The organism is Sphingobacteriaceae bacterium GW460-11-11-14-LB5, assembly GCA_002151545.1.
In the GTDB taxonomy this organism is placed as follows: domain Bacteria; phylum Bacteroidota; class Bacteroidia; order Sphingobacteriales; family Sphingobacteriaceae; genus Pedobacter.
The window spans coordinates 5,569,291-5,591,646 of record CP021237.1 but is presented as its reverse complement, the minus strand read 5'-3'; the positions used below and the strand labels follow the sequence as shown (position 1 = coordinate 5,591,646).

General features: G+C 37.3%; 17 protein-coding genes. 9 read left to right on the top strand and 8 right to left on the bottom strand.

The features are described from left to right. Nucleotides 1-17 precede the first annotated feature (17 nt). The 5 genes from CA265_22840 to CA265_22820 all read right to left on the bottom strand — a co-directional run bounded on the left by CA265_22840 (nucleotide 18) and on the right by CA265_22820 (nucleotide 8,723). Nucleotides 18-3,203, bottom strand: a complete 3,186-nt coding sequence (locus tag CA265_22840; protein ARS42341.1) for a SusC/RagA family TonB-linked outer membrane protein — start codon at nucleotides 3,201-3,203, stop codon at nucleotides 18-20. 533 nt (nucleotides 3,204-3,736) lie between these two features. Continuing rightward, the gene (locus CA265_22835; GenBank protein ID ARS42340.1) at nucleotides 3,737-5,842 is read right to left on the bottom strand and encodes an ATP-dependent DNA helicase RecG; all 2,106 of its coding nucleotides are present in this window, start codon (nucleotides 5,840-5,842) and stop codon (nucleotides 3,737-3,739) included. 6 nt (nucleotides 5,843-5,848) lie between these two features. Next, a complete protein-coding gene (locus CA265_22830; GenBank protein ID ARS43100.1) occupies nucleotides 5,849-6,688 on the bottom strand; it encodes a permease in 840 nt (279 codons plus the stop codon). Between the two features lie 65 nt (nucleotides 6,689-6,753). After that, nucleotides 6,754-7,134, bottom strand: coding sequence for a reactive intermediate/imine deaminase (locus CA265_22825; protein ID ARS42339.1), 381 nt, complete (start codon nucleotides 7,132-7,134; stop codon nucleotides 6,754-6,756). Nucleotides 7,135-7,379: 245 nt separating this feature from the next. Then, complete coding sequence (locus CA265_22820) at nucleotides 7,380-8,723, bottom strand: flagellar motor protein MotB (protein ARS42338.1); 1,344 nt, start codon at nucleotides 8,721-8,723, stop codon at nucleotides 7,380-7,382. A gap of 171 nt (nucleotides 8,724-8,894) precedes the next feature. On the opposite strand from CA265_22820, the gene CA265_22815 reads away from it, so the two are divergent. Further along, nucleotides 8,895-10,184, top strand: a complete 1,290-nt coding sequence (locus tag CA265_22815) for an X-Pro aminopeptidase (GenBank protein ID ARS42337.1) — start codon at nucleotides 8,895-8,897, stop codon at nucleotides 10,182-10,184. Between the two features lie 47 nt (nucleotides 10,185-10,231). Here CA265_22815 and CA265_22810 read toward each other — a convergent pair whose 3' ends face one another. Beyond that, nucleotides 10,232-11,125 carry a methylmalonyl Co-A mutase-associated GTPase MeaB gene (locus tag CA265_22810; GenBank protein ARS42336.1) on the bottom strand — a complete coding sequence of 298 codons (894 nt, stop codon included), beginning with the start codon at nucleotides 11,123-11,125 and terminating at the stop codon, nucleotides 10,232-10,234. Nucleotides 11,126-11,181: 56 nt separating this feature from the next. Here CA265_22810 and CA265_22805 point away from each other — a divergent pair, with 56 nt between their 5' ends. The 7 genes from CA265_22805 to CA265_22775 all read left to right on the top strand — a co-directional run bounded on the left by CA265_22805 (nucleotide 11,182) and on the right by CA265_22775 (nucleotide 18,878). Further along, nucleotides 11,182-12,057, top strand: a complete 876-nt coding sequence (locus CA265_22805; GenBank protein ARS42335.1) for a glycosyl transferase — start codon at nucleotides 11,182-11,184, stop codon at nucleotides 12,055-12,057. Further along, nucleotides 12,058-13,044 carry a glycosyl transferase gene (locus CA265_22800; GenBank protein ID ARS42334.1) on the top strand — a complete coding sequence of 329 codons (987 nt, stop codon included), beginning with the start codon at nucleotides 12,058-12,060 and terminating at the stop codon, nucleotides 13,042-13,044. It begins immediately after the preceding gene. 132 nt (nucleotides 13,045-13,176) lie between these two features. Continuing rightward, nucleotides 13,177-14,994, top strand: coding sequence for an antibiotic ABC transporter ATP-binding protein (locus CA265_22795; GenBank protein ARS42333.1), 1,818 nt, complete (start codon nucleotides 13,177-13,179; stop codon nucleotides 14,992-14,994). A 4-nt stretch (nucleotides 14,995-14,998) separates the two neighbouring features. Then, entirely contained in the window at nucleotides 14,999-15,832 is an 834-nt protein-coding gene (locus CA265_22790; GenBank protein ARS42332.1) for a hypothetical protein, read from the top strand. Then, entirely contained in the window at nucleotides 15,825-16,832 is a 1,008-nt protein-coding gene (locus CA265_22785; GenBank protein ARS42331.1) for a hypothetical protein, read from the top strand. The genes CA265_22790 and CA265_22785 overlap by 8 nt, the downstream gene beginning before the upstream one ends. A 15-nt stretch (nucleotides 16,833-16,847) precedes the next feature. After that, nucleotides 16,848-17,747, top strand: a complete 900-nt coding sequence (locus CA265_22780) for a hypothetical protein (GenBank protein ARS42330.1) — start codon at nucleotides 16,848-16,850, stop codon at nucleotides 17,745-17,747. Nucleotides 17,748-17,762: 15 nt separating this feature from the next. Then, nucleotides 17,763-18,878 carry a glycosyl hydrolase gene (locus CA265_22775; GenBank protein ID ARS42329.1) on the top strand — a complete coding sequence of 372 codons (1,116 nt, stop codon included), beginning with the start codon at nucleotides 17,763-17,765 and terminating at the stop codon, nucleotides 18,876-18,878. Between the two features lie 51 nt (nucleotides 18,879-18,929). Here CA265_22775 and CA265_22770 read toward each other — a convergent pair whose 3' ends face one another. Continuing rightward, complete coding sequence (locus tag CA265_22770; protein ARS42328.1) at nucleotides 18,930-20,039, bottom strand: hypothetical protein; 1,110 nt, start codon at nucleotides 20,037-20,039, stop codon at nucleotides 18,930-18,932. A gap of 202 nt (nucleotides 20,040-20,241) precedes the next feature. On the opposite strand from CA265_22770, the gene CA265_22765 reads away from it, so the two are divergent. Continuing rightward, nucleotides 20,242-21,246 carry a hypothetical protein gene (locus CA265_22765; protein ID ARS42327.1) on the top strand — a complete coding sequence of 335 codons (1,005 nt, stop codon included), beginning with the start codon at nucleotides 20,242-20,244 and terminating at the stop codon, nucleotides 21,244-21,246. Nucleotides 21,247-21,248: 2 nt separating this feature from the next. Here the strand turns inward: CA265_22765 and CA265_22760 are convergent, their stop codons facing one another. Then, nucleotides 21,249-22,334, bottom strand: a complete 1,086-nt coding sequence (locus tag CA265_22760; protein ID ARS42326.1) for a hypothetical protein — start codon at nucleotides 22,332-22,334, stop codon at nucleotides 21,249-21,251. Nucleotides 22,335-22,356: the final 22 nt, after the last annotated feature.

Below are 22,356 nucleotides of genomic sequence, written 5' to 3'. Positions count from 1 at the left end.
TAAACAGCTATACATTGTTAAAAAGTGGCTTTAATACCCATATTAATTACCCTAGCTTGTGGATAGTATTGTCCACTTGTATTGGTAGATTCGGGATCCCATATCTTGATTTTATCAAGCGTAGCCAAATTGAGGCCATTTGCATATACCCTTACACTATTTAATCCAACTTTTTCAACCCAGGTGGTTGGCAATGTATATCCTAGCTCTACATTCTTAAGTCTGATGTAGTTATTGCTCCTTAACCAATAGGTATTGTTTAAGGCATTATTGCTATCGGTATAATAGGTAGCACCCCTATTTGATAAGCGCGGGTTTACCGAACTTGGATTATCAATGCTCCAGCGGTTCAGGTACGACCACTCCAGGAAGTTACCAATATCTCCCGATTCTGTTAAACCAACAATCTGCATTCCACCCGTTGCTCCTTGAATAAGCACTGATAAGTCAAATCCTTTGTACTGAACATTAAAATTTACACCGCCCGTAAAAGTTGGAGTTCCATTTTTATCCAAACGGATCTTATCATCTGCATTAATTTTACCATCCTCATTCCTGTCCTTAAATTTCATGTCGCCTGCGCGAAGATTACTCGTTAATGCACTATACTTTTGTTTATTGGCATCAGCTTCTGCCTGATCTTTAAAAACACCATCATAATCGTACACCAACCACGAACTGGTTACCCTGCCAGTAGAACGCTGCCATTCTGGGGCACCAGGGGTTTCATCCCAAAAAACGATCTTGTTTTTAGCATAGCCACCATTTACACTCACGCCAAAATTTAAATCACCAACCTGGTCATTGTAGCTTAATTTAAATTCGAAACCTTTGTTGTTTACCTTTCCTAAGTTAACAGGAGGTAAACGATCGGTAATGCCCGAACTTTCAGGCACCGAACTACCTCTGCTGATCAGAATGTTTGTACGCTTATTATAGAAGTAATCGAACTCTAACGACAATTTATTATTTAAAAATGATGCATCTAAACCAATATTTGTATTATTTGCCACTTCCCATCCAAAATCAAAATTGGGCACCTTACCTTCAGTTAAGGTTTTAGTTACCAGATCATTAAAGGTATAGGTACCAAAGTTCATCAAACTGAGGTATTGATATTCCTGCAGGGCATCGCCAAAATAGGCTTCAGCCCCCATTTGCCCCCATGAGGCCCTTAATTTCAAATTGTTGACGAATTTAACATTGTCTTTGAAAAACGGCTCTTCAGATAAACGCCAACCTACTGATACCCCTGGGAAGAAACCGAAACGTCTATCTGTTGGAAAGATATAAGATCCATCTACCCGCCACAAAAATTCAGCAAGGTATTTTTCTTTATAGTTATAGCCCACCCTTCCAAAATAGCTTAACCTTGCTCTTTTAAATAGATTATTCGGGTCACCAGGATTATTGCCTAATGATTGCTCCCTTTCATCACCTGCAAGCAACTCTTGAACAGATGAAGATATAAAGTATCTTCTAAACGCAGTAAAACCGTCGTTGTTAACTGTTTCGCGTGTTACGCCGGCCATTAAGCCAATAGTATGGTCGCTAATCTTCTTATCATAGTTAACCATTCCGGTTAAGTTTATGGCTAATTGTCCACCTGCAGTTTCCCTAAGCCTTGGATCGGTATATTGAGAACGTACCGTACCTGCAAGCACAGGTGTTACACCATCGGCTGCAAACGTTTTCTTGTCCCAATCGTAAAGTGTCCAGGGCAATTGCCAGTTTTTTTGTCTGCCAGAATATTTGTCTATTGCAGCTGTACCGGTTACCTTTAATCCATCAACACCAGGAATTTTAATTTCTGCTTTACCTGTAGTTTGAAAGTAATCTCTAACATCCTTATTAGTTCCTGTTAAATCTGTAGTAGAAACCACCGGATTATAACCATATTCAATATCCCTACCAGGCAACCCGTTAGGCCATATGGCTATCTCGTTAGGTCTCCCCCGCATTAAGAATCTAAAGATATCACCCGCTGAAACAGTTGGAAAATTACGGTCTTCCTCTCTTGCACTTACTCCCAATGTTGTAGTAATATACTTGCTTAATTTTGCTTCCAGGTTAAAACGCATATCATACTGCTGATAACCTGTGGCAGAATTTTTATAATAGCCATCCTGATTTAGATAGCCTAATGAAAGCAAATATTTAACATTTTCACTCCCTCCATTAATCTGAACGTTGTGTCTTTGCTGAGGAGACCAATTTTGGAAAGTAGTTTTAAACCAATCAGTATTGGGATACCTTAGCGGATCTGAGCCATCACCAAATTTCCTGATTTCGTCTGGTTTGTAAGCGGCATTAATCGTTTTACCGCCAGTAGATAAATAAGTACCTGTTGTTTTGAAACTGTTCCACGCTGCTGACCATTCATTCGGATTAAGATCAGAGCCGAAAATATTCAGTTCATTTAAAATCTCAGCATATTGAGTCGAATTGGCCATTTTTGGTATACGTGTTGGTTGTTGCAAACCATAACTAAAATCGTAAGAAAATTGTGGTTTGCCCGATTTACCTAATTTGGTGGTAATCAGGATTACCCCATTTGCAGCTTGCGAACCGTAAATGGCTGCAGAAGCATCTTTTAAAACGGATACACTTTCGATATCGTTCGGGTTTAACCTTTCAATTCCACCGGCCCGGTTAGGAATTCCATCAATTACGATTAAAGCATTGTTATTCCCGAGTGAGTTTATACCCCTGATCCGGATGGTAGAACCATCGTAACCAGGCTCACCACTTCCCTGTAATGCAGTTACGCCTGGTAAACGGCCGGCTAACGAATTGGTTAAGTTCACAGAAGAAGATTTGGCCAGCTCCGAGCCTTTAACCGCGGCAACCGCACCAGATACAACCGCTTTCTTTTGCGTTCCGTAACCTACTACAACTACTTCAGTAAGGTTTTGGTTGTTTTCTACCAAACGTACGTTAATGCTGGTTTGGTTTTTTACCTGAATCTCCTGATCAACGTAGCCTACATAGGTAAATACCAGGGTTGCATCTTCAGGTACCTTGATACTAAATTTACCTGAACCATCTGTTACTGTCGTTGCAGCCCCTCCTTTTAACTTCACACTCACGCCCGGAATAGGACCCTTGGCGTCAGTAACCTGTCCTTTCACAATAATGTCCTGAAGTGGGGGTCTGTAAAAATCAAAAGGTTCTTTTTCATGCAATGATGCTTTGGCAGACATGCTGAAAGGTGGAGAAAAAACGAGACAACCACCGCAAACAAGAAACATGCTACTTCTGGCAAAAGTCCTCAATAGATTTTTTTTCATAGTTTTTCAATTTATTTTGGTTAGATAATAGTTGTATGATAATTTAATACACTTCAGTAATATTGAATTGTCTTTAAACAAATCATTTAAACATGACTTATTGATATAATCATTTACACCACATTAACATCAAAAAATTAAGGCCCTTTCCGATTATATCAACAAATCATCATTAACCATATGAAATCCCTCATAACTACTTAAAAACAATTTTCAGGGAATGAAAATCACTGTGTACGACATACCCAGTTTTGGACTTGCCGGCTCAACATTTCATATTTGGTTACACGCAAGATAGGAATATTAGAAAATTAAAAAAGGGGGTAGAATAATAATTATAAGGGGCTGAATCGTAAAAAAACAATTACACAACTACGCAAAGTAGTACAAATAATACACTACTAAATGTTATTGCAAATAAGGAGAAAATTTGTGGATTTGGCGCGTTAACTGATCTTGTCGAAAGAAATACCTCTTTCTAACTTTTGCAGGTAGGCTTTTAAGATTGCGTTTTCGGGTTTTGCCAGTTGCGGATCGTCTTCAAAAAGAGCAATTACGGTGTTCCGTGCTTCAGATAAAATAATCTGGTCTTTGGCCAGGTCGGCAAGCTTCAGATCTAAAACACCGCTTTGTTGTGTTCCGGTAATATCGCCAGGACCACGGAGCTGTAAATCTATTTCTGATATTTCGAAACCATTGTTGGTCCTTACCATTGTTTCTAAGCGGATCTTGCCCTCTTTACTCAGTTTATTCCCACTCATTAATATACAGAAAGACTGTTCTGCCCCACGGCCTACTCTACCGCGCAACTGATGGAGCTGTGAAAGCCCAAACCTTTCGGCATTTTCGATGACCATAACCGAAGCATTAGGCACATTTACGCCCACCTCTATTACGGTTGTAGCCACCATAATCTGGCTTTTACCATCAATAAACTGCTGCATTTCGAACTGTTTATCCGCATTGGGCATTTGTCCATGAACAATACTCATTTGGTAATCCGGTCTAGGAAACTGATAACTCAGCTGCTCAATGCCCGCTTCGAGATGTAAAAGATCTAATTTCTCGCTTTCTTTAATTAAAGGATAAACAATATAAACCTGCCTGCCTTTGGCAATTTCCTGCTTCATAAAACCAAACATCCTGAGACGTTGGCCTTCAAAAAGGTGTTTGGTTTCTATGGGTTTTCTACCCGCAGGTAATTCGTCGATGATCGAAACATCAAGATCACCATATAAGGTCATGGCCAAAGTGCGCGGAATGGGTGTAGCGGTCATCACGAGAATATGTGGTGGAATGATATTTTTCCGCCAAAGTTTAGCGCGTTGCTCCACACCAAAACGGTGTTGTTCATCAATTACAACCAGCCCCAGATTCCTAAACTGAACCTTATCCTCAATCAGGGCATGTGTTCCGATCAGAATATCGATTTCCCCACTCTCCAATTGCTCATGCAAAATCGTGCGCTCCTTCTTTTTAGTGTTTCCTGTAAGGATGGCAACACGCACCAGGTCGTCAGTTACCAGCGATGTGATAGATGCATAGTGCTGACGGGCTAAAATCTCCGTAGGCGCCATCATACAAGCCTGATAGCCGTTGTCATTTGCCAAAAGCATACTCATTAGTGCAACAGCAGTTTTACCACTCCCTACGTCGCCTTGAACAAGCCGGTTCATTTGTACGCCCCGTTGGGTATCAATTCTGATTTCCTTAACTACCCGTTTTTGGGCATTCGTTAATTCAAAGGGCAAAAACTCGTTATAAAAACGGTTTACTTTTTCGCCAACTTTTTCAAAAGTTACGCCTTTAAACTTTAACTGGCGCAAATGTTTATTGTGTAAAAGCTGCAATTGGATGAAGAACAATTCCTCAAATTTAAGGCGTCTTTCCGCAGCGCTTAAATCCTGCTGATTTTTAGGAAAATGAATATTCAGCAAGGCCAGTCTTTTATCTGGCAGCTGATACTTATCAATAATGTATGGAGGTAAATTTTCTGGAACCTGAGGAATAATCTGATCCAACAGGCCGGCGATTAAACGTTGTAAGCCTTTTGAATCGAGATTAAACTTTTTAAGCTTCTCTGTTGAGTTATAAACCGGCTGCAAGGTTAAATTACCTCTTCCCACCTGTTTGCGCTGATACAGCTCCATTTCAGGATGTGAGATGCTGAATGTTCCGTTAAAGATGCTAGGTTTACCAAAAGCTACATAAGCAGTGCCAACGGTGATATTATCATCAACCCATTTTAAACTCTGGAACCAAACCAGTTCCATGATTCCGGTCTCATCTTTAAAAACAGCAATAATGCGCTTTGCTCTTTTATCGCCGATTACTTTTTTACTGATTACCCGCCCGATAATCTGAATATACTGCGAATCAGGATTGATCTGGTTAATCTTGAAATATTTTGTACGGTCGATATACCTGAACGGATAATGTGCCAGCATATCCTGATAAGTGAACAGGCCGAGATCCTTTTTTAAAACATCGGCACGACTTGGCCCAACGCCTTTCAAAAACTCAACAGGTGTATCTAATACCGAATTAAACAAAATATTTTACTGTTTCTTGTAAACAACACTCTTTAGCAAAGCCGCATTAAAAATAACGATCGATAACAGCAAAAGCAAATAGGCGAAAAGTTGGTGCAGATCTATTTTTTCCTTAAAGTAAAAAAATGCTACTGTAAAAGCAACTATAGGATTGAGATAGATTAAAATACCCAGGGCAGACGAAGGCATGCCCAACAGGGCATAGGAATTTAAGAAGAGCGGAATAATGGTAAACACAATGGCAATCAAAAATATATGTGCCCAAAAGAAGGTTTCAGTAGGAAAAGGTGCAGCGTTTAAAAAATACAAAGGCAGCATCATTAACCCTGATAAAATTAACTGAACGCCTAAAAAGTTAAACTTATCTACATCTTTAATCACTTTTAGCACAATAACATATAGCGCATAAAAAGAGGCGATGATAATGGCCCACATGACTTCGTGTAAAGAGCCTGTTGCCAATAGGATGATGCTTATAAATGCAATAATCAGGGCAATAATTTTAGCCTTGGTTAATTGTTCTTTTAGAATGATAAATCCACAGAGCGCAGTTAATAGCGGGCACACCATATAGGCAAAGGCTGCGGCCTTTAAACTCACACTATTTACCGCATAAATGTAGGTGAACCAGTTTCCGGTTATCAGAAATGATGACACGATGGTAAGCAGCAATAGTCTGGTTTTCTGGCGGGTGTTTAATGATTTTAATAAATTCAAATCATTTTGTAAGGCTTTCCTTCTGAATAAAAGAATGGTAGCCCAAACCACGATAATGGAAATAAATATCCTGTAGTATAAAATTTCGTGTGGCGGAAAACCTTTTATGTTACGCAAAGGCACAGACATTGTTCCCCAGATTATGTAAGGAACAATGCCCGCTATAAAATATTTGCTTTTGCTTTCCGTCAAAATTAGCCTACAATGGCAATTACAGAGATTTCTACATTAACATTTTTAGGCAATACCGAAACCTGAACCGTTTCGCGGGCTGGAAAATCAGCTGTAAAGTATTGTCCGTAAACTTCGTTTACCTGCGCAAAGGTACCCATATCGCTTAAGAAGATGGTAGACTTTACTACGTTATCGAAAGTTAGGCCCGCCTCAAGCAAAACGGCTTTAAGGTTACGCATGACCTGATGTGTTTCTTCTTCAATATTACCAATGTTTAGTTCTCCACTTTCGGGATTAATGGCCACCTGGCCTGATACGAATAAAAAGTTTCCAGCTTGTACAGCCTGGCTATATGGTCCAATTGGAGCTGGAGCATTCGTTGTTTTAATAATTTGTTTCATACAATTTGGGTTATTTGGCAAGCCACTGAATAAGCTTATAGATGATACCTGCAAGAAAAATTAAGATAGCCAATGCATTAATAAAATGCATGATTCTCAGATTGATATTATTTGGCCTTTTAGGATCCTTTTTTCTAAAGAAGTACATCATGCAAACTTAGCTAAAAAGCTTAACACAGAAAATTAAAAGGCATAAAAAAAGTCCCGATTTTCATCGGGACTTTTCTAAATCTTATATTGAAATACTAGTTTCTAGCAGTTTCAACACGACGGTTTTGGATACGACCTTCTTCAGTATCGTTAGAAGCAATTGGATTAGCTTCACCATTACCTTTAGTAGCAACTTGACTAGCGTTAACGCCAGAGTTTACTAAGTAAGTTTTAACAGAGTTAGCTCTGTCTTTAGATAATTTCAAGTTATATGCAGCAGTACCTTCGCTTGAAGCGTAACCGTTTACAGTTACTTTACCACCGTTTTCACGTAACACTGAAGATAATTTATCTAAAGTAGGGTAAGACTCAGTTTTTAAAACTGAAGAGTTGAAATCAAAACCAATTTTTTCGAAACCAGTTACATTAGAAGCAACTGAATCAACTGGAGCTGGTTTTGGAAGAGGACAACCTGAACCATCAACAGCAGTACCAGCAGGAGTTCCTGGGCATTTATCGAATTGATCAGCAACACCGTCACCGTCAGTATCTTTTTTCAAATCTTCAACAGATTTTTCAACAGCAGAAACACGGTTTTTCAATGCTTCAACTTCTTGACGTAAAGTTGGATCTTTTAACTCATCGTACATAGTAGCTAATGGGTTAGTCCACTCTAAACTTGGTTTAGCAGAAGAACCTAAAGAGAATTCTAAACCAGCATAACCGTAAGAGAATTTATCTTTACTTTCGCCTTTTGCATAAACTCCATCAACGTTATCAGCGTCAACAAAGTTCATGGTGTAACCTAAGTTAAAGTTAACACGCTCAGAAACTTTGAATTTAACACCAGCACCAACTGGAATATAGAAACCTTTTACGTAATCTTTAGCGTCATGTCTGTCATCAATAGGACCAATAGCTTTACCTTTCCAGTCAATAACTCCACCAGATGCGGTAGTGATTTTTGGAGCATAAGCTAACATACCAGCACCAGCTGTTAAGAAGAAACCTACTGAATTCTCACGACGTAAGAAATCGATTGAACCTACATTTACAACACCACGTAAATCTACTGCATATTGCAATTCAGTTTCGAAATCTTTTACAGCTGAAGTGATTCCTTCATTAGTACCTGAAAGTTTACCACGTGTTCCGTTTAATTCTAAACCGAAAGAGTGACCTAATTGTTTACGGATGTTTAAGCCGTAGCCTAAGTTAGCATCCCATCTGTTAAAGTCATTTGAACCACCGATAGCAACAACTGGCATTAAAACACCACCATGTACACCGATAGACCAAGTTCTGTACTGTCCTCTACCACCAAATACCTTGGTAGCAGAAGTTGTTGCAGGTGCATCTTGAGCGACAGCAAGAGAAGCTACTCCTGTTAATGCCACTAAAGAAAGTGCAACACTTTTCTTTAAAGTAGAATAATTCATAATCTTTTTCTTTTTTAAGGGTTAAACAATTTAATTGATTAATTTTTTAGTAATCGCAAAATTAAACAAAATTTTAAATTTTCAAACTTTTATACAAACTCCGTTCCAAACTTCACAGTAATTAATCATTTTATTACATTTGGCCATTACCCATATAAAAATACCATTTTCATGAAATATCCTACCATCAATCAGTCATTATTTATTTTAAATCGAAATAATTTCACTAAACACCTAAAAAACAACTCATTAGCTATATTCAATTCAAGTGATGAATTCCCTAGAAGTGGCGATCAGAACTTTATTTTTAAGCAAAATCCTGATTTATTTTATTTATCCGGAATTGATCAGGAACAAACAATTTTGCTATTATTCCCCGATTGTCCTAATCCATTGTACAGAGAAGTCCTGTTTTTAAGACAGACTAACGATTACATTAAAGTTTGGGAAGGATACAAGTATACCAAAGAGCAAGCAAAAGCGGCATCAGGTATTCAAGCGGTATACTGGTTAGAAGATTTTGACAACATACTCCATAGTATTGTAAACTATGCTGAACATATTTATTTAAATACGAATGAAAATGACCGGTATGCTCACGAAGTTCCTTATCGTGACATTCGTTTCATTGAGAAAATGAGGGCAAAGTACCCCTTACATCATTATGAACGTTCGGCACCTATCATGCGAAATTTACGCGCAGTTAAATCAGATGTTGAAATCGAATTAACAAAAAAGGCTTCGGCAATAACCCGTGATGCTTTTATCAGGGTATTAAAATTTACAAAGCCCGGTGTTAAAGAATATGAAATTGAAGCGGAGATTATACACGAGTTTATCCGCCAGGGTGGAACAGGCCATGCCTATACCCCTATTATTGCTTCTGGCCACAATGCTAATATCCTTCATTACAACGATAATAATCAGGAATGTAAAGATGGCGACGTGATACTTTTCGATTTTGGCGCTGAATATGCCAATTACAATGCAGATATGAGTCGTTCTATCCCTGTTAATGGCCGTTTTACGCAAAGACAAAAGGATGTTTACAATGCCGTATTGCACGTGATGAAGGAGTCGATTAAATTAATTGGCGAAGGGACCATATGGAATACTTACCACGAGCAGGTTGGTGAAATTATGACGGAGCAACTGGTTAATCTTGGACTTATTTCTACAGCAGACGTGAAGAATCAAACCGCAGCCTGGCCAGCTTATAAAAAATATTTTATGCACGGCAATTCGCATCACCTAGGCATCGATGTACATGACTTTGCTGGAAGATATACGCCATTTGCTAATGGCAACATCCTTACAGTTGAACCAGGCATTTATATTCCGGAGGAAGGTTTGGGTATCCGTTTAGAAAATAATATTCTGATCACCGGAAATGGAAATATAGATTTAATGGCCGATATCCCACTAGAAGCTGAAGAAATTGAGGATATCATGAACAGTTAATCAATTCTCAGTTGGTAGTTTACAGTTAATTGATAATAACTAATCGATTAACCTTTAAATTCATCAGCAAAACGATAAATATTAAAATCATCTTCTTTCAAGGCTGCCTGAACTTTTTCTAGCAGCCTTTTTTTATCTATACCCCTCATTTTCTCATGTTGAATGAGTCTCCAGGCTTTCTCTGCAAACAGAAAAGCCCTTCGGTTATGATCAGAAGTCAGGGGTTTGATTATCCATGCACATAGTTCATCAATACCGGTATTTTTATCGGCCACTGTTTTTAATATTGGGATAGTCTTCATACCCTGGTGTACGATTTTCTTTAAATTATTGGCAAAAATAGCTGCGCCTTCCCTGTCAGCCTTATTTATCACAAAACAATCGGCAATCTCCATCAAACCAGATTTGATATTCTGTACCTCATCGCCAGATTCGGGCACCAAAACAACAACAGTTTTATCAGCCAGTCCGGCAATTTCGACTTCCGATTGTCCTACGCCAACAGTTTCTACAATAATCAGGTCAAAATTAGCTGCTTTTAAAACATCAACCATTTCGATAGTTTTTGCCGAAATACCCCCTAAAGCGCCACGCGTAGCCAGCGAGCGAATAAAAACATTTGGATTATTAAATTGCCCAGCCATACGAATACGGTCGCCTAACAATGCCCCAAAATTAAATGGAGAGGTAGGATCTATGGCCAATATAGCAATGTGCATTCCTTTCGCCACAAAATGGCTGGTTACTGCATTTACCAGGGTACTTTTACCTGCACCTGGAGGCCCTGTAATACCTAAAACCGGAACATTAGCCCAACTATCTAAATCTCTTAAAATCGCATCAGCCGGTGTAATGTTATTTTCGACAAGGGTTAATGTCCTTGCCAAAACCCTGTAATTTCCAGCCTTTACTTCTCTTAAAATGGATAGATGCGTATTCATCAATAAAACTATCTTTGTACAAATAAACAAAAATTATCAGCTACAAAGCACCTATAATGAAAGTTACCGGTTTTACCTTTTTAAGAAATGCAATTGTAAACGATTATCCGGCAAAAGAAGCCATACTTTCCATATTACCTTTATGTGATGATTTTATTGTTGCCCTGGGGAACTCTTCAGACGAAACTTCTGAAATGGTTAAAAGCATCGATCCTAAAATCAGGACTATTGATACCGTTTGGGATGACAGCATCAGAGAGGGCGGCCGGGTTTTTGCCGACGAAACCAATAAGGCTTTAGCAGAAATCAGTAAGGATACCGATTGGATGATCTATATTCAAGGGGATGAGGCCATACATGAAGATTATCTTTCCCTGATTAAAAAAGAAATGGAGCTAGAGCTTCACAACAATAATGTTGAGGCCTTACTTTTAAAATATAAACATTTTTATGCTTCTTATGACTATCTGGCTGAATCCAGACGCTGGTATAGAAGAGAAGTTCGGGTGATAAAAAATTTACCCGGTGTAAAATCTTACCGTGATGCACAGGGCTTCAGAATTAACGACAGAAAACTTAAGGTTAAGTTAATCGATGCCTACATTTATCATTATGGCTGGGTTAAACCACCAAAAGGATTACAAGGTAAAGTGCGAAACTTTAATCAGTTTTATCAAACAGAAGAATGGATTGAAGAGAATTATCCCGTGCAGGAAACTTATGATATGCACAATGCCGATCGTTTGGTTCATTTTAAAGGCACTCACCCAAAAGTAATGCAGGCAAGAATTGAGGCTGCAAACTGGAAATTTGATAAAGATTTAACCAAGGAAACCCCAAAAATGAATTTTCGCAGGCGGGTTTTGCAAAAAATTGAAGATTTAACTGGTATGCGCTTGTTTGAATACCGGAATTATAAAATTGTAAAGTAGATGCAGAAAAGTGTTTCGATCATCATCCCTAATTATAACGGCAAGCATCTGCTCGAACAATACCTGCCTTCTGTTTTTACCGCGGCTCAAAATGCGGGTACAGAATTTGAAATTATTGTTATAGATGATGGCTCAAAGGACGACAGCATCTCTTTTATCAAAGAAAATTACAAGGAGGTAAAACTACTGATCAATGATCAGAACCGAGGTTTTTCTTATACCTGCAATCATGGTATCCGGGAAGCCAAACACGAATTAATCTTACTCTTAAACTCTGATGTAAAGCTTACGCCAGATTATTTTGAGCACCAGTGGAAATATTTTAACAAACCTGATACGTTTGGCGTGATGGCCCGCATCATGAGTTTCGACGAAAGCAGGATTGAGGATGCTGCCCGTTTTTTATACTATGGTGGCTGCCGGATTAAAGCAAATAAATTCTATTACAGCGAAAATTCAGCAGATGGAAATGTTTATACAGCCTACCTATCTGGCGCCAACGCTTTGGTTGATGCAAAAAAGCTCAAAGAACTAGGTGGTTTTGATGAAATCTACTCTCCTTTCTCATCAGAAGACTTCGATCTGAGCTTACGTGCCTGGCAATTGGGCTGGAAATGTTATTACGAACACCAATCGTTTTGTTTTCACCATGTAAGTGGCAGCACCAAAACACAGATTAAATCTAATTTTATTAAAAAGATTTATTATCGAAACCGTTACATCCTCCAGGGTATCCATCTACACGGGCTAAGAAAGGTTCTTTACCCACTCCAACAGGTTTTTACCGAACTGATTCCAAAATTGCTTACGGGCAAAACCTGGGTACTGGAAAGCTACAAAGACTATTTAGCCCATCAGATCCACATTAATGCCAGTAGAACAAGGCTTGATACACTGAAACAGAAATATCATTCAAACCTAAACGTTTCGGATATAATGACCATTATCAATCAATCAATTAGCACCAAAAAAATTAACCGATTGTAATTTTAAACCCATTGGGTTTTGAAAACCGGCAAGGTATATTTGAAAACCGTACATTTGCCAAGTTTTAATTAGATTTTTTTTGGAGCTGTTTCATTACATTTCTCCATTTTACATATTCCATTTTATATCAAAATGAAAACATATTTTCGTTTATTATCATTTGCCAAGCCAATCGAAAAATTTGCCATACCTTATATTATTGCAACATTATTCGCCATAATTTTTAACACCTTCTTGTTTACCCTGCTAGGGCCTTTATTAGAAACTCTTTTTATAAAAGACGCACCCACTACATTATCAAAAGTTAGCTCATCAATCGATTTTATGGGCAAATTTAGCCAATATATACAACACGCTATTGATGCGTACGGTAAAACTGAAACCTTAAAATTGGTATGTATTGTTATAGTGGTTACCGTGATATTAGCAAATCTTTTCCGTTATCTCTCACAGAGATTCATGGAAGATTTAAGGGTGCACACTTTACTTAATCTTCGTAGAACAGTTTTCAACAATGTAATGAATTTGCATGTTGGTTTCTTTAACAATGAACGTAAGGGAGATATCATTTCTAAAGTTGCATCAGATGTTCAGGTGGTGCAATTTACCGTTACCAACACCTTACAAGTGATTTTTAAGGAGCCATTACAATTATTATTCTACGTTGGTGTACTCATTTCGATCTCGGTTAAGCTTACATTATTCTCTCTACTGGTTATCCCTGTATCAGGTTTTATCATTAGTAAAATCGTTAAACGCTTAAAACACCAGGCTAAAGAATCTCATGAATCTTTCGCAAAAATGATAGGTTTCTTAGATGAATCTTTAAGCGGCATTAAAATCATAAAAGCCTTTAATGCTACACCAAGGATTAAAGATAAGTTTGACCAGGAGAATAAGTTCTATTCTTACCTGAATAGAAAAATGGCAAGAAGGCAGCAGCTTGCCTCACCCGTATCACAAACATTAGGGGTATTTGTTGTCGTTTTTATTGTGCTTTATGGTGGAACAATGATTTTAACTGGTCAGGGAGATCTTACACCTGCAAAATTCCTGGTTTATATTGCTACCTTCTCGCAGGTAATGCAGCCAGTAAAGGCACTTACCGATTCGTTTAGCGGAATCCATTCGGGTATTGCGGCAGGGGAACGGGTTTTGGACTTAATGGATACCAAACCATTATTGGTGAATGCGCCAGATGCCAAAGTGCTCGATGGTTTTAACAGCGCAATCAGCCTTCAGGATGTATCATTCAGTTATGGCGAAAAACAAATACTTAACTCGATAACCTTCGAGATTGAAAAAGGAAAAACTGTTGCCCTGGTTGGTCCGTCAGGTGGTGGAAAAAGCACATTGATGGATCTGCTTCCGCGTTTTCATGATCCAAAGTCAGGGGTAATTAAAATTGATGGCCACGATTATAAAGAACTTACTGTAGAGAGTATCAGGGCGCAAATGGGAACCGTTAACCAGGAGTCTTTTCTTTTTAATGATACTATTTTTAACAATATTGCCTTTGCAAAACCAGATGCAAGCATGGAAGAAGTGGTGGCAGCAGCAAAAATTGCCAATGCGCACGATTTTATCGAGAATGCAGAGAACGGTTATCAATCTTTGGTTGGCGATAGGGGGAATAAACTTTCTGGCGGACAGAAACAACGCGTTTGTATTGCGCGCGCAGTATTGGCAAATCCGCCGATCATGCTTTTAGATGAGGCAACATCTGCACTGGATACTGAATCAGAAAAACTAGTACAGGATGCATTAAATAATTTAATGAAAAATCGCACATCGATTGTAATTGCGCACCGTTTAAGTACAATACAACATGCGGATAAAATTGTTGTGATTGATAAAGGCAGTGTGGTAGAAACCGGAAGCCATAGCGAATTAATGGCAAAAAATGGCTTATACAAGCGTTTAATTGATATGCAGGCTTTTACAGAGTAAATTTATGAGTACAGTTTTAAATTTAGCCAGATCAATTTCTTCACCCGTTTATGCATACGAGTATTCTATATGTACACTCGTAACCAGAAAAGCAGAATACGAAGAAATGTTAAACTCATTTCTTAACAAAGGATTTGATGAAAAAAGCTGTGAATATTTGTTTATTGATAATTCCGAATCCTGTAATTTTGAAGCCTTTAAGGGGTTAAATCAATTTCTTCAACAGGCAAAGGGGAAATATATCATCTTGTGCCATCAGGATATTATCATACACGATCACGATCAGAACCATTTATCGGAAAGGATTTCAGAGATCGAGAAGAATGATCCCAACTGGGCTATTTTAGCCAATGCTGGAGGAGTAAACTTTAAATGGATTGCCACTAATTTAACGCAAGGATCAGGCCATATCATTAAAGAAAAAAGATTGCCATTAAGGACAAGAACCGTTGATGAAAACTTCATGGTTGTTAAAAACAGTGCGAATTTGGCACTATCGCACAATTTATCAGGATTTCATCTTTACGGGCCTGATTTATGCCTAATTGCCGATGTGCTAGGTTTCAGTGCCTATGTAATCGACTTTAATATTATTCATAAAAGCAATGGCAATCCAGATGCATCTTTTTATAGATTAAGAAAAGAATTTATTGAAAAATATAATCATGCATTTAGAAGTCGTTTTATGACAACCACCATTACCCGCTATTATATCTCCGGCAATTGGTTTTCAGCATGGTTTTGCAACCTTCAACCCATTAAGTTCATAGTTAGGCAATATTACAAAGCTTTTAAGCCTAAAAAATTATATGTATTAGATATTAAACAGGATGCTTAAGATAAAGAAAGATTCTACCATCTATATTTTCTGTGCCCCAAATTTTGCAACCGGTGGGCCCGAAGCATTACACCAGTTGGCACACCAGCTGATCAGCATGGGTATGGATGCTAAGATGTATTATTTTCCGATTAAAGACAGTAATATTGACCCTGTACATCCATTTTATAAAAGCTATCATGTTCCTTACGTAACTGCGTTGGAGAATTCAACATCTAACTTCTTAATTATACCGGAAACTTCTCCTGAAATTATATTTAAAAAGGAATTTAGTAAAATCAAAAAAATAATCTGGTGGTTAAGCGTAACCAATTATTACAAAATGTTAGCGCCTGTTATCAGACGGACTAAGCGTAAACCATCCTACTGGATCAGGAAATTATACAATCCCATTCAGTTTGCAACATTAGAAAAAATCAGGCAAATGGACGTTGCAAATATTGGCCATTCTTATTTCTCAATGGATCATCTGGCTAAAGCCGGTATAAAACCGATCGGCCAGATATCAGATTACATGAATCATCAGTTTTTCAACCGTGTAAATAATCAGATTGAGAAAGAAAATATCATCATTTATAATCCTGTAAAAAATGGCGAGTATCTACAAAAAATAATTGCAAAAACGCCATCACTAAACTGGGTAGCACTAAAAGGCTTAACACCGGAAGAGGTAGCCGACAGAATGAACAGAGCTAAGCTTTACGTAGATTTCGGTTACCATCCGGGTAAGGAGCGAATGCCAAGAGAAGCCTGCATTATGCGCTGCTGTATGATTATCGGTAGAGAAGGATCGGCTGCATTTGATGAAGATATGCCAATCCTTGACAAATATCGCTTTGACAAAACTGACGATAATATTAGTGCAATTGTTGAAGTGATTCATACTTGTTTAGATCATTACGAGGAGGAGATTAAAAATTTCACCTCTTACCGCGATGCACTTTACCAGGAAGAGCAAAAATTTGAAGATGCAGTTAAGGTCGTTTTTGTAAATGCATAAATCTTTTTTCTGCTGATGATGCAACCTCTAATTTCTATAGCACTGTGTACATACAATGGAGCAAAGTATTTGCAGGAACAGTTAATGAGTATTGTTAACCAAACCTATAAAAATATTGAAGTTGTTATTGTTGATGACTGTTCGACTGATAATACGGTAGATATTGTAAAAAGTCTTGAAAAAAGTTTTCCCCGGATCAAATTGTATCAAAATGAAAAGAATCTGGGTTTTAATAAGAATTTCGAAAAAGCAATAGAACTTACTACCGGAGATTATATCGCTATTAGTGACCAGGATGATATCTGGGAGTTAAACAAACTCGAACTTTTATTAAATCATATAGATGATAACTGGCTCATATTCTCAAACTCAATATTTGTTGATGAACATAATAACGATTTAGGCAAAACGCTCCTTCACCCATCATTTAAACTTAGGGAAAGAGATTTCAGAAGTTTGCTTTTTTATAATTTCGTAACGGGGCATACTACCCTACTTTCACGAATATTTATTCCTTATATTTTCCCCATTCCAAGTTCGGGTTATTACGATTGGTGGATGGGATTTATTGCACTTTACCATAAGAAAATTGCGTATTTGAACATGAATTTAACCAGACACCGCATACACGGTAGTTCTGTAATGAATAAAGAAGAACAAGCTAATTCCAGCAACCAAAAAGTGGCCAGGTTTTTAGAAAAAACGAAGAATTTGGAAATCTTAAAAAATTACCCAAACCTAAGTCATCAAGATAAACAGCTGATCTCTGATTTGTTTGAAGCTTACTCAAAAAAGAAAAAATACAATCTATTTCTGATCGTAAAAATGATCGAAAATTATCAGCACTTTTTCCCAGATTTAAAAAAGAGGAATCTCATCAGTAGATTTAATTTCGCTTTAAAAATGGGCTACTAATATAAAAACAGTTTTATGCACAATTCTAACAGCAAAAACGAGCTTAAGGCCATTGCACTTTATCTACCTCAATTTCATCCTTTTAAAGAAAATGATAATTGGTGGGGAAAAGGATTTACAGAATGGACAAATGTCACCAAATCAAGGCCAAAATTTAAGGGCCACTATCAGCCACATCTACCAGCAGATTTGGGTTTTTACGACCTGAGATTATTAGATACTATGGTTGAGCAAGCTACCCTTGCCAAAGAATATGGCATTTATGGCTTTTGTTTCTATCACTATTGGTTTAATGGAAAACTTTTAATGGAGACACCGATAGAGCAAATGTTAAAATCTAGTAAACCCGATTTCCCTTTCTGCTTATGCTGGGCCAATGAAAACTGGACGAGGCGATGGGATGGACTAGAAGCTGATGTTTTAATTAAGCAAGAGTATGATTTAAATGATGATCTTGATCACATCCGATATCTGATGCCCTTTTTTAAGGATGAAAGATACATAAAAATAGATGGAAAACCTGTTTATTTAATGTACAGATCTGAGCTCCATCCAAACATCAACGAGGCTGTAAAGATTTGGCGGGAGGAAGCTAAAAAAGCTGGATTTGATGACATTTATCTCATTAGGGTTGAAAACTTTAAAAGAGATTTTGATCCTAAATACCATGATTTCGATGCGAGCATGGAGTTTGCTCCAGATTTTTCGATCGAGCTTCAGAAATACAGCAAAAAACAACCACTTAGTCATTTATTCAGAAAGATCTTACACAACAGCTCCTTAAAACAAAGTGGGTTACTGGCGAATAAAGTATTCGACTACGAGGAAATGGTTGAGAAAATGGCCAAAAAGGAGCCTAAAAATTATAAATACTTCCGATCCGTTTTCCCTAGCTGGGACAACTCTGCTCGAAGGGCTAAAGATGCCACTGTATTTGTGAACTCAAGCCCAGAAAAATTTAAGGAATGGGTTGCAAAAACCGCGGCATACACCAAAGAGAATTTTCAAGGAGAAGAGCGACTAATGTTTGTAAACGCCTGGAACGAATGGGCAGAAGGATGCCATTTAGAGCCAGATCAAAAATATGGCCACCACTATTTACAGGCATTAAAAGACGGGCTCGAATCTTAATAACTAATAAAACCCCAATGATGTAAAAGAGTAAGAAAACGATTTATAAAATCAGTTTATGCTTTCCAATATATTTTCCAGTATTGAAACTTGCTTTTTTACTTCATAACGGGCTGCTTGAATCTTAATTTCGTCTACATTAAACCTTTCTGGGTTATTTTTGACTTCCATCATTGCAGTAGCCAGATCTTTTGTCCTCCAAGAGTCTACAACTATGCCTGTGCCGCCCTTCACAAACTCACTAATCCCACCCGAATTGAAGCCTACAATTGGTTTCCCCAATGCAGCGGCCTCTAGCATTACCAAGGGGAATGAATCTTCTCTAGACAATAATAAGAAAGCATCAGCGGAGTTAAGATAGTTGTAGTACTCATCACTTTGTGCCCCTAAAAATTTAACCCGCCCAGGAAATTTATGCTCAACCGTCTTCTTGGTATAATAATAAATTCCTGTATCTTCCTCGCCTCCAATCCAGATAATTTTAATATTCCCAGGCAAGTCTTTAAGCAGCGAAACTAAAAAATCTACCCCTTTTATTAACGAAGTTTTACCGGAAATTGCCCAAACAAAATCGTCTTTAGCAAATCCAGTATTCGCCTTTACTTCCGCTGCTGATTTAGTACAGATTATTTTATTAATATCGATAAAGCCATATAACAACTTCACATCAGGTCGGCCCATACCGCTAATCTTATCGCACACTGCTTCAGAACAGCCGATCAGCGCTGCTGATGATGAAACAATTGTTTCTAAACCGGTATAAGAAACAAAATTATATGCCAGTGGCAATTCGTGTGCATGCGTAATAATCTTCACCCCCAATTTCTTAGCAATGGGATAAACTTCAGGTATTACAATGGTATTTACATACCAAAAATCGACTTTATTTTTTTTATGGATCTGGCTTAACTGATATTCTAATGAATCGATCTTAAAGATCTTTAAAAAAGACCTCAAAAGCCTTAAAGATTTTTTTGGATTTTTTTTATAAGGCAAGAAATGTTTAATTTCAGCCGGCAGATCATCAATTAAGGCGCCCTTATCTTTCGTAAATAAAAGTGGTAAAAACTTATCCTTGTTTAAGTTGGTTAAAGAATACCAAAGTAGCATTTCCGAGCCTGTTCTACCTAAGTTATGGCTTATAAACAATATTTTCTTCATCTAATCTCTGATATAATAACAACTGCTATTTTCTGTTTAAATTGGCTGCAAATTAAAGAATAAATAATGTATTAACTTTTATTTAATTGCATTTAGGCTTCCATATTTAGTTTGTTGGTATATTTGAAATTATCACTTTAGCTCGCATTTTATATGTCTTCAGTATAATAAAGCTAAATACTTTAAAAACCAGCGCACAATAATGGGACAACCACAAATAACTGTTTTTATGGCTGCTTATAACCAGGCAGATTTCATCAAACAATCCATAGATAGTATTTTAACCCAAAGTTTTTCAGATTTTGAATTGATCGTTGTCAATGACGGTTCGACAGATGATACTGCTATCATTGTTGAATCTTTCACCGACAATAGAATCAGATTGGTGAACAACGACGGTAACAAAGGCCTGATTTATACAAGAAACCGTTTATTAACACTTGCAAGGGGCGAGTATATTGCGATATTAGACGGTGATGATATTGCTCAGCCTGATCGGCTTAAACTTCAGTACAACTTTCTTTCGGCTAACCCAGAAATTGCACTATGCGGAGGCCATGCTACCATTATCGACGAGAATGGTGATAAAACGGGCGACCAGCTGATGGTACCTGTAGATAATGTTGACTTATTTATGTTATTTGGTAACCCATTTGTAAATTCAACAACCATGTTTAAAACCAGTGTTTTTAATGAACTAAATGGTTATCAAAACTATAGTATCTCAGAAGATTTTGATCTTTTTATAAGGATGGCGGAAAAATACAAAGTGACAAACCTTAACGAAACCTTTGTCAATTACCGCGTTCACAGCCATAACACGTCTGCGCTAAATCTCGGTACAAGGCTGGCAAACGAAAGAAAAATCATTAGTCATTTGCAAGAGCGTATAGGCTTACCTAATCATGAAAGATGGTTAAGCCCACATATCGAATTATTTAACTGGACCCTCCTTAGAACACATTTAAACGATTATTTGCTTTTGCTCCACGAACTTAAATCAGCCAATAATATTTCTAAAAGATATGATCAAGAAACACTTAACCGATTTTTGTTCAATAAATGGATGGATGTCCTAATATCTGATCAAATTAATGAACTTACCCTAAAATGGTACCTTAAAAATGAAATATTTAAAAGTGCTTATTTCAACTTTAAAAAATTTAGAAAAGCCTTCAAAAACAGCATGAAACAATTGCTAAGCTAAAATTACTGGCCAACAGTCCATTTCATCCTGGTTTTGATAATTAATGCTGACAGCAGGTAACTAATTGAATATGCTATTATAAACCTTACGATTAACAAAGCAGTGTTCTCCCACACATTATAATGTAGAACATCTAATTTCAATGGCTGAAAAATCAATGGCAAAAACCGTTCTATTACAATACTGTGCAACAAATAAATCCCGAAAGTGGTTTCACGTGGCTTGAGGCGATCAAGAATTTGAATACTTCCAATCTTTAACAGCACGCCAAACGCCACAAACGAATAGATGATATTCGATATTCTCAGCGTATTATATGCATCTTTACTTCCTAACTCAATCAGGTGTACCGATTCAAAAATTCCTAAGGCAAAGGTCAAAATCAGAAAAAAGATCCATGTTATCCATCGTGTATCTTTTACAAACTTCATTACTGCAGCATAATATCTGTTTAAATATACACCAAGCCACAAGTAAAAAACAAAACCGAATAAGGCAGAAGTATGTGTAGTTTCGAACCAGTTAAAATATAGATTTACACTATATACAAGTGAAATAAGTCCAAAAAATATGCCTAACCAATAATTATAGAGGTATTTTTTAAATATTAATAACAGGGTAATACAGATCAAAAAATTAAGGATAAACCAGTAAGGGCTGAAGAATAATACCCTAAAAACAAAATCGGAAATATAGGCTCCGAAATCTGTAAACATTAATCCACCATCGCTTCCCTTACTGTGTGCTATCCATCTATCCAACATGGTAATTGCAATAAAAACAACCATCCAGAAAAGCCATGGACTTACGGTATTCTTAAACCTATTTTTTAAATATTGACCAGCCGAATATTCTTGGAATTTATGGTTTATTAAAAACCCACCTATTAAGAAAAATGCTACGGTAGAGAATTTAAAAAACTGTATCACTCCTGCTTCGGTTATTGTAGCACTGGCTGTGTTATACATCGGCGCCTGAACAATGTGGCTATGCTCAAATACAATACCCATCATTGAGATACAACGAATGGTGTTAACAAAATCGAAATTCTTTTTTACAGGTAATGTTTCTTTGGTTAATTCAATCATTAAGTAGTTTGGTAGTTGAACT